Here is a 13884-nt window from a genome sequence, read left to right as displayed (position 1 = left end):
TCCGCCCACGGTATGAATCGCCCGTTAACCGGGTGTCACGTCGAGTGATCAACCGTCGTTACGGCGGCCACACAGTCGCCGGCCGCGCCCCGTGAGAACGGCCGGCGACCGCCGCTCAGGACAGCAGTGCCTCCAGCGGTACGTCCGTGTCGGCCAGCCGCTCCGGGTCCACGGCCTGCCCGCTCGCCACCAGGGCCCGGATCGGATCGGTGACGTCCCACACGTTCACATTCATCCCGGCCAGCACCCGGCCGCCGGAGAGCCAGAAGGCGATGAACTCACGGGCCGCGGTGTCGCCGCGGAAGACGACCTGGTCATACCCCTCAGGTCCGACGTATCCCGTGTACTCCATGCCCAGGTCGTACTGGTCGGTGAAGAAGTACGGCAGCCGGTCGTAGCGGACCTCCCGGCCCAGCATGGCCTTGGCGGCGGTCTGCGGCTGGTGGAGGGCGTTGGCCCAGTGCTCGACGCGCAGATGCCTGCCCAGGAGGGGGTGGTAGGCATGGGCGACATCGCCGGCGGCGTAGATGTCCGGGTGGGAGGAGCACAGCCGCTCGTCCACGACGACGCCGTTGTCGACCTTGAGCCCGGCCGCGGCGGCCGTCTCGGTGTTGGGGGTGATCCCGACGCCGACGATCACCGCGTCGGCCGCGATCCGGGTGCCGTCGGCCAGCCGTACCCCGTCCACCGCGCCGTTCGTGCCGGTGATCTCCGTGACCTGGGTGTCGCAGCGCAGGGCGACGCCGTGCTCGGTGTGCAGACCGGCGAAGATCTGGGCGACCTCGCGGCCCAGCACCCCCAGCAGGGGCAGCGGCGCCGACTCCAGCACGGTGACCTCGGCCCCGGCCGCCCGCGCGGCGGCCGTGGTCTCCAGACCGATCCAGCCGCCGCCGATCACCACGACCCGGGACGCGGAGCGGAAGACCTCCTTGAGGCGGTCGCTGTCCGCCAGGCGCCGCAGCGTGTGGACCCCTTCGAGGTCGGCGCCGGGCACCGTCAGCAGGCGGGGTGTGGAGCCGGTGGCCAGCAGCAGCTTGGCGTAGCCCAGCCTGCTGCCGTCGGCGAGGGTCACCTCGTGGCCGGCCGGGTCGAGGGCGGTGACGGCGTTGCCCAGGCGCAGATCGACCTCGTGCTCGGCGTACCACTGCGGCGGGTGGACGTACACCTTCTCCTTCTCGGAGGTGCCCAGGAGGTAGCCCTTGGACAGCGGCGGACGCTCATAGGGACGCTCGCGCTCGTCACCCAGCAGGACGACGGGGCCGTCGAAGCCCTCCGCCCGCAGGGTTTCCGCGGCCTTCGCGCCGGCCAGCCCCGCTCCCGCGATGATGAATGCCGTGTTCTGGGCCATGTCCCGCTCAGCTCCTTCGGACGATCGGTTACCCGGTCATCAGTTACCCGCCCGGGGCCCGGGCGGGTACCGCCGAAGGAGTTGCCGTCAGTTCCGCCCGGCGGTCCGCTCCAGATGTCCCCGCAGCGCCCGCGCCGTCAGGTCGCGGTCCTCGCCCACGACGAAGGCCCGGACGCCGCCGGCACGCCATTCGGCGCGGCGCTCCGGCGTGGTGGACATGGCGCAGAAGGGAACGGAGTGGCGGGCGCAGGCTTCGTGCAGGCTCCGGACCGCTTCGCGCACGCGGGGGTGCCGGACCTGCCAGGGAACCCCGTAGGACTGGGAGAGATCACCGGGGCCGGGCAGGACCAGGTCGACGCCGCCGGGGGAGAGGATGCCGTCGATCGCCTCGACCCCCTCGGCGTCCTCGATGAGCGCCACGATCATGATCTCCTCGTTGGCCCTGCGGAGGTATGCGGACGGGTCGATGCTGCCGAAGCCGGGGCCCCGGCCGCCGTTGAGCGAGCGCATGCCCTCGGGCGCGTAGCGGGCGGCGCGGACCGTGGCGTCGATGTCCGCGCGCCGCCGGACGTGCGGGACGACGATGCCCATCGCCCCGGCGTCCAGGGCACGCAGCACGGCGCCGGGATCGGCCTCGGGGACCCGGACGAAGGGGGTGAGCCCGGTCGTCTCGGCGGCCCTGATGAGGTTTTCCAGCCGCTGCGGGTCGACGAGCGTGTGCTCGGTGTCCAGGATGACGAAGTCGTAGCCGGCGCAGCCGATCATCTCGACCATGGTGGGCTCGGGCAGCGTGCTGAACAGCCCGTACGCCTCCTCACCCACGGCGAGCCTGCGCCGGACCTCATTGGGGCGGAGCACTCAGACCTCCCCGGCCGCACCGGGCTCCCCGGCACCGAGGAAGTGGAAGCCGGGGCGCGGGTGCATCAGGAAGTCGTGGTGCGAGATGTTCCAGGCGTACGCCCCGGCGACCCCGAACACCACCCGGTCACCGGCCCGCAGCCCCGTCGCCGGGACGTTTCGGGCGAGGACGTCCTTGGGGGTGCACAGCTGCCCGGTGACGGTGACCAGGTCGCCCTGCGCCGCCGACCGCGGCCAGGGGTGCGGCCAGGGCGCGCCGGACGGCAGGACCGTGCAGGGCTGGTCGTGGCCCTTGGTCGCGGGGGTGCGCAGATGGTGGGTGCCGCCGCGGACCACGGCGAACTCCTCGCCGTGGCTGTGCTTCACATCCAGCACCTCGGTGGCGTACCAGCCGCAGTAGGCGGTCAGCGCGCGCCCGGGCTCGATGCGCAGGGTGAAGCCGGGATGGGCGTCGGCGAGCCGCGCCAGGCCCGCACCGTAGGCCGCCCAGTCGAACCGCCGCTCCGGGGCGGCGTAATCGACGCCCATTCCGCCGCCGATGGTCACCTCGCAGAGCGGTATCCGGTGGTGTGCGGCCAGGCCGGCGGCCCAGGTGACCACGGCCTCCGAGACGGCCAGCTGCTCGGGCGCCTCCAGGCCGCTGGCCAGGTGGGCGTGGATGCCGCGGAGTTCGAGCTGCGGGTAGGTGCCGTGGGTGAGCAGGGTGACGACCTCGCCGGCCTGCGCGGGGTCCAGGCCGAAGGGGGTGGGGCGGCCGCCCATGGCCAGCGAACTGCCGTCCAGGGAACCGTCGTCGACCGGCAGGTTGAAGCGTGCCAGCACCGCGATCCGGCGCTGCGGCGCGAGGCGGACGGCCAGGCTCGCGAGCATGTGGAGCTCGTACACGCTCTCCACGTGGAAGCGCCCGACACCCAGCTCCAGCGCCTGGGTGATCTCGGCGGGCGTCTTGCCGGGTCCGCCGAAGGCGAGCGGCGCGTCCGGCACGGCCTTGCCGACGTGCGCCAGCTCGCCGCCCGAGGAGACCTCGTAGCCGTCCACGTACGGGCGCAGCGCCTCCAGGATCTCCGGCTCCGGGTTGGCCTTGGCCGCGTAGTACAGCTCGACGCGCTCGGGCAGGGCGGCCCGGACCTCGGCCAGGTGCGTGCGCAGAGCCGCCATGTCGTAGACGTAGGACGGGAGTTCGTCGGCCGTCAGGGAGCGGACGCGGTCGCGGACGGCGTCGGTGAGGGCGGGGCTCGGGGTGGTCATCGGGTGCTCCAGGGGGTGGTGTCGTCGGTGCGCACGGCGCCCGACAGAACGGCCTCGGCCAGCGGCGAGGGCAGCAGGACGTAGCCGGCCTCACGGTCGGCCTTGCGCTCCCAGCGGGTGAGCAGATTGGCCTTCGCGGGCAGCGGGACGCCGGCCAGCAGGGCGGCCAGCCGCGGCGGGCAGCCGTACCGGTCCGCGTGGGACTGCAGCGTGCGGCGGACCTGTGCCCACAGCTCCGTCTCGGTGTCCGGGTGCAGATCGGCGAGCGCGGCGAGCATGTCGGCGACGTGGTTGACCAGCAGGCAGTACACCACCCGGTCCCAGCCGCGCTGGGCGTCGTAGGTCATCGGCGCCGCGATGTCCTCGGGCAGCGAGGCCAGCAGGTCGGCGTGGTGCTCGGGGACGAGCTTGGTGCCTTCCAGGTCGCGGAAGAGGACCTGGGCGGGCATCCCGTCGCCGTCGACGCAGACCAGCACGTTCTGCAGATGCGGTTCCAGCACCAGGCCGTGGTCGAAGTAGGCGGCGAGCACCGGCGGCACCAGCAGGTTGAGGTAGGCGGCCCACCACTCCAGCGCGGCCTGCGGGCCGGCGCCGTCCAGGAGGTGCGAGATGTGCGCGGGGCTGGTGGGGTACTCGTCGGCGACCGCGCCCGCCAGCAGCGGGGTGGTGCCCGGCAGCAGCCGCTGGGACAGGCCCTCGCGGACGATGACGCCGAAGCCCTCCAGCAGCTCGGTGTCCGGGCGGCCGTCGGCGCCGGGCAGTGCGAGGCTGCGGTAGGCGGGCTCGCGGAGCACCGCGGCGCCGGGGAACCGGGTGGCGAGATCGGTGAGCGCGGGCGCCAGCAGCCGGGTGAGGGCCACCGCCCCGGACAGCTCGTAACGGGCGTTCTTGCGGAGGCAGTTGGTGATCCGGACGTTCAGGCTGAACTTCAGGAACGCGTTGCCGTCGTAGAGCGTGCGCACCGACGCGGTGGCGGCGAACGGCGTCTCACTGCTGCCCAGGACGCGGATGTCGTCGCGCTCCAGCGCCTTGGCCAGGCCCGCGTGGTCGCGCAGCAGCTCGTACTGCCAGGGGTGGACGGGCAGCAGCCGGTAGCCCTCCGGGACGTCGGCATGCAGCGCGTCCAGCGGGCCGGTGGCACCGTCGCCGGACCCCTCCTCGGCGATCAGCTCCTCCCGTACGGCGAGCAGCAGCAGCGGGAAGACGGCCCCGGTTTCGGGGGCGTAGGACTGCCAGGCGGTGGGGTCGCCGGTGCGGGCCTTGGGGGTCGGGTGGAAGCGGTGGCCGAAGAGCAGCGTCTGCTCGGAGGCGACGTAGGCGGCCTGCCAGTCGTCCGCGCCGGCCGCCGGGACGGACGGGCCCTGCTCCGTACGGGCCGCCAGCGCCGCCGAGACGGCCTGGTGGCTGGAGGCGATCTGCGCCAGGAACTCCTCGTTGTCGACGCCGGTCCGCAGCGACAGCTCGGCGTGCACATACTCGGCCAGCCGGCGCCAGCCGACCTCGGACCAGCCGTCGGCGGTCTGCTCGGACACCGGGCCGGTGAACCGGTGCGCGCCGAGCAGCGAGGTACGGCGCAGCGCGACCCGCAGCAGCACCCCTCGGCGCGGCAGCCGCAGCAGCAGCCTGCCGTGGTCGACGGCGGTCTGGCGCTCGGGTCCGGACACCTCCCGCAGCAGGCAGTTGAGCAGGGTGTGCGCCACGGCCTGGTCCGTGGTGGGCAGACCGGCGGGGGCGGCGCAGTCCGCGGCGGGGGCGGGCGAATTGGTCAGCGAGGGCATCACAAGCTCCTGCGGGGGCGGAGAGTACGGGGAAGGCGGGGGACGGCGGTCGCCAACACGGTGACCAGCGCTATCGCGGTGCCGGTCAGGACGGGCGCGGTGGGGCCGAACCAGTCGTTGCCGGCCGCTGCGGCCACACCGGCGGCGACCGCGCCGGCCTTGGAGAAGAATTCGATCGAGCCGAACAGCCCGCCGGGGGCGCGGCCCTTGGCGCAGTCGGCGGCCAGCACCGACATGCAGACCAGGCCCAGGGTGAGGCCGGCGCCGAGCACCAGACGCACCGCAACGAAGGCGGTGAGCGACCCGGCGATGCCGTGCCCGGCCAGGCCCAGCGCGATACAGCCGAAGCCGAGCGCTATACCGGCCCGGGGGCGGTTGCGGAAGAGCGAGTGCACCGGGATCGCGGCGATCAGGTAGCACATGTGCGGCAGGGCGAAGAGGACACCGGACACCATCGGTCCGGTGCCGGGTATCCGCTCCTTGATGAGGGAGATCAGGTACGGGAAGGAGATGACGGTGGAGAAGACGAAGGCGAACTCGATCGCGTACAGGGCCCGCAGGGAAGCGGCGGGGGCGCGCCCGGAGGGCCCGGCCGCGGCCGGGGCCACCGGCGTTCCGTCCGCCTCGGCCTCCGCGGTGGTGGCCTGCGGGGCGGCGGGCCGGGTCCGCGGGGGCTCCGGCAGCGCCGCCAGCATCACCGCGGCGGTCAGCGGCAGTACGGCGAGCAGCGCGTACTGGCGGTGCGGCGACAGCCACGGCGTCAGCGAGCCGACCACGATCGGCGCGAACACCAGCGCCGCACGGGCACTTCCCTGCATCAGCGTCAGCGCCCGGGACAGCGCATGGCCCTCCAGCGCCGCCCCCAGGTAGCCGTTGGACGCGGCGAAGGTGCCGCCCAGCACGCCCTGGATGACCAGCGCCGCGGTGAACGTGGGCAGCGAGTCGGCCCAGCCGGCCAGCAAGAACGCCGCGGCGAGGCCCAGTTGGGCCCGCAGCAGCAGCTTCTTGCGGCCGAACCGGTCCGCGAGCCGCCCCCACAGCGGGGCGCCGATGGCGCCGAAGATGGTGGGCACGATGTAGAGCAGGCCGGCCCAGCGGGCGGCGCCGTCGCCCAGCTCGGGCAGGATCTCGGTGAGGTAGGGCGGCAGTCCCAGCGCGGCGAACGAGGCCACGAAGTAGCAGCCGGCCACGGCGAACACCTGGCGCCGGGCGAGTCCGGGGCCCGCCTTGGTCTCGACGGCGTCCGGTTCGATCCGAGCGGTGGTGGCGGTCTTCGTCCGGCTCATCGGGCTCATCGGGAAATCCCCGTCGGCAGCAGATAGTTGGGGCCGGTGGTGTAGTGCTTGTTGATGTCGGCCGCGCCGGACCGCTCCTTGGACAGCAGGCTGCCGGCGCTGACCATCGCCTTGACCGGCAGCTCCGGGGCGTCCAGGACGTGTGCGCGCAGCGCGGCGCCCGGCCCGCCCGGCGCGGTGCCCAGGCGTGCGACGGCCTCGGCGAGCCGGTCGCGGACCAGGCCCAGCAGCCGGTCGAGCGGCGCCCGTCCGTGCCGGGCCAGCCCGAAGGCGTAGGAGCCCGCGCACAGATGCAGGGTGATGGTGGTGAACAGGTCCAGCACCGGCCGGTCGTGCTCCGCGAAGATCCGCGGATCGGCGAAGTCCGCGGGGTCCGGGGCGTCCTCGCCCAGGGTCTCCCGCAGTCGTACGGCGTTGATGCGCGGCGCGTCGTTGTCCTTGAACAGCAGCCGCAGCCGGGTGCCGTGCGCGCCCTCGTCCAGTATCAGCGAGATGTTCTGCTGGTGCGACTCCAGGCCGAAGCCGTAGCCGAACAGCGTGGTCTGCCAGTCGAAGAGCAGGGCCAGGACGGCGTCCAGCAGGGCCAGCGGGTCACCGCCGTAGAAGCGGTCGGCGAGCTCGTCGATCACCAGCCGTCCGCCGGGCGCCCGGCCCAGCAGCGCGGCCATCGGCACCACGGCGCTGGCGTCCAGCCCGGCCGGGTAGCGCCGGCACAGCACGGCCAGCAGCTCATGGCCGGCGTGCGCGTAGACCGTCTCGTCGGCCTGCAGGATCGATGCCGCGAACCGCGGCTCGCGGGCGATCACCTTGTCCAGCAGCCGCTGGCCCTCGGCGCCGTCGATGAGCGTACGGGGCTTGATGGTGCGCCGGTTGCGCAGCCCCAGTGTCGCGGTGGCCAGCGGCAGCTTCAGATGCAGCCGGGGGTCGGCGTCCACCGCCACGGTCCGCATCGACAGGGTCGGCACCGCGTGGAGCGGGGCGCGCCCGGACAGCACCGCCTCGCCCGTCAGACCGGTCTCGCGCAGCGCCTCGTCCAGCGGGCCGCCGAGCGTCAGCGGGTGGACGGGCAGCGCGAGATGGCTGTCGTCGAGGTGCGGCAGGTCCAGCTCCGCCGGCGTCGGCCAGCAGCCGGGCAGCGCCGCGGTGCCGCCCGCGACGGTCATCGCGGTGCGGGGTACGGCCAGCCAGCGCAGCGGGAATTCCGGATGGAACTCGGGGGCGTAGGACCGCAGGTGGTCCTCGGCCAGGCCGGAGCGGCCCCGCGAGGCCGGGTAGACGGGGTGGTCGATGCGCGCGGCGAGGGTGTCGTAGGCCAGTCCGCCGTCCACACCCTGCCAGGCACCGGCCGAGGCGCCGTGGCGCCCGGTCAGTACCTGGTCGACCTCGTCCCGGGTGCGGGTGTGCAGCCGCATCGTCGCCAGGGTCTGCCGGCACTCCTCGGCGAAGGCGTCGAAGCCGGGGCGGTCGGCCGGGTCGGCGAGCGCGCGCAGCGCGGTGAGGACCGCGTCGACCGAGGTGAGCCGGGCGCCGTCGGCTTCGCGGACGAGCAGTGGCAGCCGGGCCGCATGGGTGCTCTGGTAACCGTCCGCGCCCAGCGGCAGCAGCAGGGCGCCGGCGTCCGGGCCGGCGGGCAGCCGCAGCCAGGGGCCGTCCGGCCGCTCCAGCAGCGTGCCGCGGGTGCGCAGACCGACCACGTCCTCGCGCAGCAGCGCGCCCAGCACCCGCACCAGCAGCTCGGACTCCTCGGCCCCGGCCGGCTCCTGCCCGGTCGAGCCCGCGGGGACGTCGCCGGTGATGCCGGTGGTGACGTCGCTGGTGATATCGGCGGTGGTGTCCGGGGAGACGGTCATGACGAGATCTCCCAGCGCTCGGCGGCGAAGAAGCCCTCGGCGGCCCGGTCCAGGGCGCCGCGGTCGGTGCCGGTGGCCCGCAGGACGCCGAGGTAGTCGCGGTTGGTGCGGTAGTGCGGGTGCTCGGTGCCGACCGCGCGCAGCGGCCGGTAGGCCAGCCGTACGCCGTCCGTCTCGCGGTCCGTGGCGGCGGGCGCGGCGGTGAGCGTCCCGGCCCGGTCGGCGAGGGCGTACTCCACCCGGCCCGCGCCGTCGCGCCGGGCACCGAGGTCGGCGGGCAGCGGCTCGCCGAGGTGGGTGCGCAGGACGTGCTCGAACAGCTCGATGCCCAGGACCCGGGCGAGCAGCAGATCGCACTGGTCGCCGATGACGCGGTAGTTCACCTCGATGAGGCGCGCCCGGCCCTCGTGCACCACGAACTCCGTGTGGCAGGCGCCGAACCCGACGTCCAGGGCGTCGAGTTGGGCCAGTACCTGGGCGACGACGGGCTCCGGATGGGCGGCGACGAAGTCGTGCCGCTCCTCGATGAAGGAGGGCGGCGCGGAGAGCGTGGTGTGGAAACCGCCCAGGACATGGCGCCGTCGGCCGTCACCGAGGGTTTCCAGCGTGTACAGCTCGCCGGCCAGGAACTCCTCGGCGACCAGCGCCGCCTCCGGGCGCCGGGCCTGTATCTCCTTGGCGCGCGCCACCAGTTCCTCCGGGCCGCCGGCCGGCATCACGTCCTCGCTGGCCACGCCCTCGCGGGGTTTGACGACACAGGGGTAGGGAAGCCCGGCGGCGGTGAGCGCCGAGGGGTCCTGCCCGGGGGCGAGCTCCACGGACCGCACGGTGTCGGCGCCGGACGCGGCGAGGTGACGGCGCATCTCGGCCTTGTTCTTGGCGCGCAGCGTGGCCCGCCAGTCCTTGCCCGGCAGCCCGAAGTACTCGGCGGCCAGGGCCGCCTGGGTCTGCAGATGGTCGCTGTTGGTGAAGACCGCGGCGGCGGGGTGGTGGGTGGCGATGCGGGTGATGACGGCACGGAAGTCACGGACGTCGCACTCCAGGACCTCTGCCCGGCATCCGGTGCGCCGGTGTGCCTCGGGCTGGTCCGTCAGCAGCGTGACATCGAGACCGAGGCGGGCGGCGGCGGGGAGGAATCCCTCGGTGACCGAGTCGGTGGGGTTGAGAGCGAGCAGGTACATCCGCATGGGCGCGGCCCTTCAGGATCAAGGGTGGTGCAGGGGACATCGAGGACGGGGGCGGGCCGTGGGGACGGCGGCCCACCCCCGTTTCGGGCGGGTCAGGCCTTCGGCAGCGGCACGCCGGTGGCCTTGGCCACGTCGGCGAGCATGTGCTCGGCGGCCTGGATGCCGATGCCGGACATCCAGGTCTCGTCGGGCACGTTGATGACCTTGTTCTTCTTGACGGCCGGCAGGTCCTTCCAGACCGGGTTGGACGTGACGTCCTTCTGCTGGGTCTTGCTCGGCGTGTCCGCGGTGGTGACGAACACCAGGTCCGCGTCGGCCTTGTCGATCTGCTCAGGGCTGACGTCGAGCATCGTCTTGGCCGGGTCGGTGGAGCTCTGCGACTTCGGCCGGGCCAGGCCGATGTCGTCGAGGACCACACCGCTGTAGGAGGACTTCTGGTAGAGGCGGGTCGGGCCGGCGACGAAGCGCACCACGGATGCCGACGGCATCTTGCCGTGGTACTTCTTCTTGATGGCCTCGCCCAGCGCCTTGGCCCGGGTCTCGTACTCCTTCAGCTTCCGGTCGGCTTCCTTCTCCAGACCCAGCGCCTTGGCGTGGACCTTGAGATTGGCCTTCCAGGGGCCGCCGGTGGTCTCGGTGAAGACGGTCGGCGCGATCTGCTGGAGCTTGTCGTAGATCTTCTCGTGCCGGACCTTGGAGGACAGGATCAGGTCGGGCTTCAGGGCGATGATCTTCTCCAGGTTCGGCTCCAGCAGCGGACCGACGTCCTTGACACCCCCGATCTCGTCCTTGAGGTAGGTGGGGAAGCCGCCCTCGGTCTTCATGTGCGGGGAGACCGCGCCGACGGGCTTGATGCCGAGCGTGGCGACGTCGTCGAGCTCACCGGTGTCCAGGACGACCACGCGCCGGGGCTTGGCGGGGATCTTCACGTCGCCGCCCATGGCGCTCTTGACGGTGCGCGGGAAGCCGGCGCCGCTCTTCGCCGCGTCATCGCCGCCCGAGGAGGTACCGCCGCCGCACGCGGTGAGGGCGCCCGCGCCCAGGACGACGGAGAGCAGTGCGGCAGGCAGCCGGCCGGCGCCGTGGAGAGTGGCTCTGTTCAGCATGAAGGGTTCAACTTCCTGAGGGGGAGCGGAAAGGGGAGAAGCCGTGGGGGAGAGGCCGGGTCAGGCGGAGACGGCGGTGTGCCGTTTCGCGCTCCCCTTGGGGACGACCAGCGGGGTGCCGGTCTCGGGGTCGGGGATCACCCGGCAGTCCACGTCGAACACGGACTTGACCAGCTCCGCGTCGAGGACGTCCGCCGGTGCGCCGGCCGCCGCCAGCTGCCCGTCCTTGAGGACCACGAGGTGATCCGCGTACCGGGCCGCCTGGCCGAGGTCGTGCAGCACCATCACCACGGTGCGGCCCGCCTCGGAGTGCAACGCGGCGACCAGGTCGAGGACATCGAGCTGGTGCCGCAGATCGAGGAAGGTGGTCGGCTCGTCGAGCAGCAGCAGCTCGGTGTCCTGGGCCAGCGCGAGCGCGATCCAGGCGCGCTGCCGCTGGCCGCCGGAGAGCCGGTCGACGGGCTGGTCGCGCAGCTCCAGGGTGCCGGTGCGCCGCAGGGCCTCCTCCACCGCCTGCTGATCCGCCCTCGACCAGGGGCTCAGCAGCCGCTGGTGCGGGTAGCGGCCCAGCCGGACCAGCGCCTCGACGGTGATCGCGTCGGGGGTGACCGGCTGCTGGGGGAGCAGCCCCATCCGCAGGGCGAGCGCCCGGGCCGGCATCCGGTGGATATCCGCGCCGTCCAGTGCGACGGTGCCGGCGGCCGGCGTCAGCAGCCGGGTCAGACCGCGCAGCAGGGTCGACTTGCCGCAGGCGTTGGGGCCGACGACGGCCGTGACGGCGCCGCCCGGCAGCACCAGATCGAGGCCGCCGACGATCAGCCGGTCGCCGTAGCGCAGATCGAGTCCCTGGGTGGAGAGCTGGTTGGCGGTCATCGGACACTCCTGTTGACGGAACTGCTCTGACGGATCATCAACACCAGCAGCCACGGCGCGCCCAGCGTGGCGGTGACCACGCCGACCGGCAGCCCGCCGACCGGCAGCAGGTACTGCGCCACGAGGTCGGAGGCGAGCAGCAGCACCGCGCCGGCCAGGCCGGACAGCGCCAGCGTCCCGGCGGTCGGCGGCCCGGCGAGGAACCGCACCATGTGCGGGACGGCGAGCGCGACAAAGGCGACCGGGCCGGTGAGCGCGGCGGCCAGCGAGGCCAGCACGATGGCGACGACCAGGATCTGCAGGCGGGCGGTGTGGGTACGCAGACCGAGCGCGCCCGCCGAGTCGTCGCCCAGGTCGAGGACCGCGAGCCGGCGCTGCAGTGCGAAGGCGGCGAGCAGCGCCACGGCCATCGCCCCGCCCGCGGACCACACCTCGGTCCAGGTCCGCCCGTACACCGACCCCGTGGTCCACTGGAGGGCCGAACCGGCCAGCTCGGTGGGGAAGCGGACCACCATGAAGCTCACCGCCGCGGACAGGCCCGCCTGCACGGCGAGACCGACCAGCACCAGGCGGGTCACGCTGACCCCGGCGCGCCAGCCGAACACCCCCAGCAGGACCGCGGCCAGCAGCCCGCCGCCGAGCGCGGCGAGCGGCATCAGCGCCTGCGAGGCCCCGGCGGCCAGCATCGCCACCGCGCCGAACGAGGCACCGCCGGTCACCCCCATCACATCGGGGGAGGCGAGCGGATTGCGGAACAGCCGCTGCAGCAGGGCACCGGCCACCGCCAGGCCCGCGCCCGCGACGATCGCCGCGACCATCCGCGGGGCCCGGAACTCCTGGACCACCAGCACGGTGGCGGAATCGCCGATCCCGAACAGCCCCTGGACCGCATCGGCGGGCGGCAGCGGCATATCGCCGTTGGCCACCGACACCGTCACCAGCGCGCCGAGCACCACGAGGCCGGCGAGGGCGAGCAGCAGGGTCCGGGGGACCGTGCGCCCGCCTCGGGGCGCGGGGGAGGGGGAGGAGGACGGCGAGCCGAGCTGCTTCTCGTCCCGTGCGAGGTCGGTCATCGGGCCACCTTCCGGGCCAGCAGTGCCAGCAGCGGCGCGCCCAGGAACGCGCTGATGATGCCGACCTGCAGCTCGGACGGCCGGATGACGACCCGTCCGAGGATGTCGGCGGCGAGCAGTAGCAGGGGACCGGCGATCAGACAGCCGGGCACCACGATCCGGTGGTCGGAGGTGCGCAGCAGCTGGCGGACCAGGTGCGGTGCGGCCAGCCCGATGAAGGTGAGCGGACCGGCCACCGCCACCGCCGACGCGGCGAGCAGGACGACGGCCAGGCCGCCGGCCACCCGGATCCGGGTCACCCGTACGCCCAGTGCCTGCGCCGCGTCGTCGCCCAGCGCCAGCGCGTTGAGGGCGGGGGCCAGGGCCAGCGCGAGGAGCAGGCCGAGCGCCAGGGTCGGCAGCACCGGGTAGAGCACCGACAGCGGGCGCTCGGCCAGCGAACCGGCCATCCAGAACCGGGCCTCGTCCAGTGACCGCTTGCTGGCCAGCATGACCGTCGAGGTCCAGGAGATCAGGACGAGTTGGAGGACGGTGCCGCCCAGCGCGAGCCGTGCCGGGTCGAGATCACCTGCGCGCCGGGCCAGTGCCTGGGCGAACAGCGCGGCGGCCGCGGCTCCGGCGAACGCGAACCAGACGTACTGCTCGGGGCGGGTGAGATGCAGTGCGTAGATCGCGGTGACCACCGCGAAGCCCGCGCCCGCGTTGATGCCGAGCGTCGTCGGGGACGCGAGCGGGTTGCGGGTGACGCCCTGGACGACCGCACCGGCGACGCCGAGCGCCGCGCCGACCGCGAGGGCCACCACGGTCCGCGGCAACCGAAGTCCGGTCACCACGAGGGCATCCCGTCCGTGGACGGCGCCGGACAGCGCGTCCCATACGGTGGACAGCGGTACGGACCGGGCACCGAGGGCGAGGCTCAGGGCGGCACAGGCCGCCAGGGCACAGAGCCCGGCCACGAACAGCGGGACGCGCCGCAGGAGGTTCGCGGCGGGACGCGCATCGGGCACAGGGGGTGCGGTGGCAGGTGGTTTGAACGTCGGCACGCGTCGTTACATTAGGTTAGGCATACCTAAATCCGCAACTGAGGCGGCGTTAAACAATCAACTGTCCTTTTTGCCCGGCGGATGCCTGCCGCTGAGCCCTCGCAAGGTCCCGACCTGGGGTGATCTACCCCTCCACACCCAACTCACTCCGGCGGATCACCGCGGTTCCCCCTTCGCGTCCCTCGCTTACAAGGGGAGAGTTGTGCGGAAAGCGCATCGATGGAC

11 protein-coding genes are annotated in these 13884 nt (G+C 73.4%); all 11 read right to left on the bottom strand.

Annotation, left to right across the window (positions count from 1 at the left end):
* Positions 1–115: 115 nt before the first annotated feature.
* Entirely contained in the window at positions 116–1348 is a 1233-nt protein-coding gene (locus ACGFR7_RS12180; RefSeq protein ID WP_393316761.1) for an NAD(P)/FAD-dependent oxidoreductase, read from the bottom strand.
* 87 nt (positions 1349–1435) lie between these two features.
* Positions 1436–2206 (bottom strand): HpcH/HpaI aldolase/citrate lyase family protein, encoded by a 771-nt coding sequence (locus tag ACGFR7_RS12175; protein WP_393316758.1) that lies wholly within the window; start codon positions 2204–2206, stop codon positions 1436–1438.
* Positions 2207–3454: a type III PLP-dependent enzyme gene (locus tag ACGFR7_RS12170; RefSeq protein ID WP_393316755.1), complete on the bottom strand. Its 1248-nt coding sequence runs from the start codon at positions 3452–3454 to the stop codon at positions 2207–2209. It lies immediately after the preceding gene.
* Positions 3451–5232, bottom strand: a complete 1782-nt coding sequence (locus ACGFR7_RS12165) for an IucA/IucC family protein (RefSeq protein ID WP_393316752.1) — start codon at positions 5230–5232, stop codon at positions 3451–3453. Before ACGFR7_RS12165 ends, ACGFR7_RS12170 begins: the two co-directional genes overlap by 4 nt.
* Complete coding sequence (locus tag ACGFR7_RS12160; protein WP_393316749.1) at positions 5232–6527, bottom strand: MFS transporter; 1296 nt, start codon at positions 6525–6527, stop codon at positions 5232–5234. The genes ACGFR7_RS12165 and ACGFR7_RS12160 overlap by 1 nt, the downstream gene beginning before the upstream one ends.
* On the bottom strand, positions 6524–8377 hold the full coding sequence (locus tag ACGFR7_RS12155; protein ID WP_393316746.1) for an IucA/IucC family protein: 1854 nt from the start codon (positions 8375–8377) through the stop codon (positions 6524–6526). Before ACGFR7_RS12155 ends, ACGFR7_RS12160 begins: the two co-directional genes overlap by 4 nt.
* Positions 8374–9564, bottom strand: a complete 1191-nt coding sequence (locus ACGFR7_RS12150) for an acetyl-CoA carboxylase biotin carboxylase subunit family protein (RefSeq protein WP_393316743.1) — start codon at positions 9562–9564, stop codon at positions 8374–8376. Before ACGFR7_RS12150 ends, ACGFR7_RS12155 begins: the two co-directional genes overlap by 4 nt.
* 92 nt (positions 9565–9656) lie before the next feature.
* Positions 9657–10670: an ABC transporter substrate-binding protein gene (locus ACGFR7_RS12145; RefSeq protein ID WP_393316740.1), complete on the bottom strand. Its 1014-nt coding sequence runs from the start codon at positions 10668–10670 to the stop codon at positions 9657–9659.
* Between the two features lie 60 nt (positions 10671–10730).
* Entirely contained in the window at positions 10731–11543 is an 813-nt protein-coding gene (locus ACGFR7_RS12140; protein WP_393316737.1) for an ABC transporter ATP-binding protein, read from the bottom strand.
* Positions 11540–12616: a FecCD family ABC transporter permease gene (locus tag ACGFR7_RS12135; protein WP_393316734.1), complete on the bottom strand. Its 1077-nt coding sequence runs from the start codon at positions 12614–12616 to the stop codon at positions 11540–11542. The genes ACGFR7_RS12140 and ACGFR7_RS12135 overlap by 4 nt, the downstream gene beginning before the upstream one ends.
* Positions 12613–13623, bottom strand: a complete 1011-nt coding sequence (locus ACGFR7_RS12130; RefSeq protein ID WP_393316731.1) for a FecCD family ABC transporter permease — start codon at positions 13621–13623, stop codon at positions 12613–12615. Before ACGFR7_RS12130 ends, ACGFR7_RS12135 begins: the two co-directional genes overlap by 4 nt.
* Between the last annotated feature and the right edge of the window lie 261 nt (positions 13624–13884).

Source organism: Streptomyces sp. NPDC048516 (assembly GCF_043199875.1).
Taxonomy (GTDB): domain Bacteria; phylum Actinomycetota; class Actinomycetes; order Streptomycetales; family Streptomycetaceae; genus Streptomyces.
Note: the sequence above shows the minus strand (reverse complement) of the source record. Positions and strands in the feature narration are given on the sequence as shown.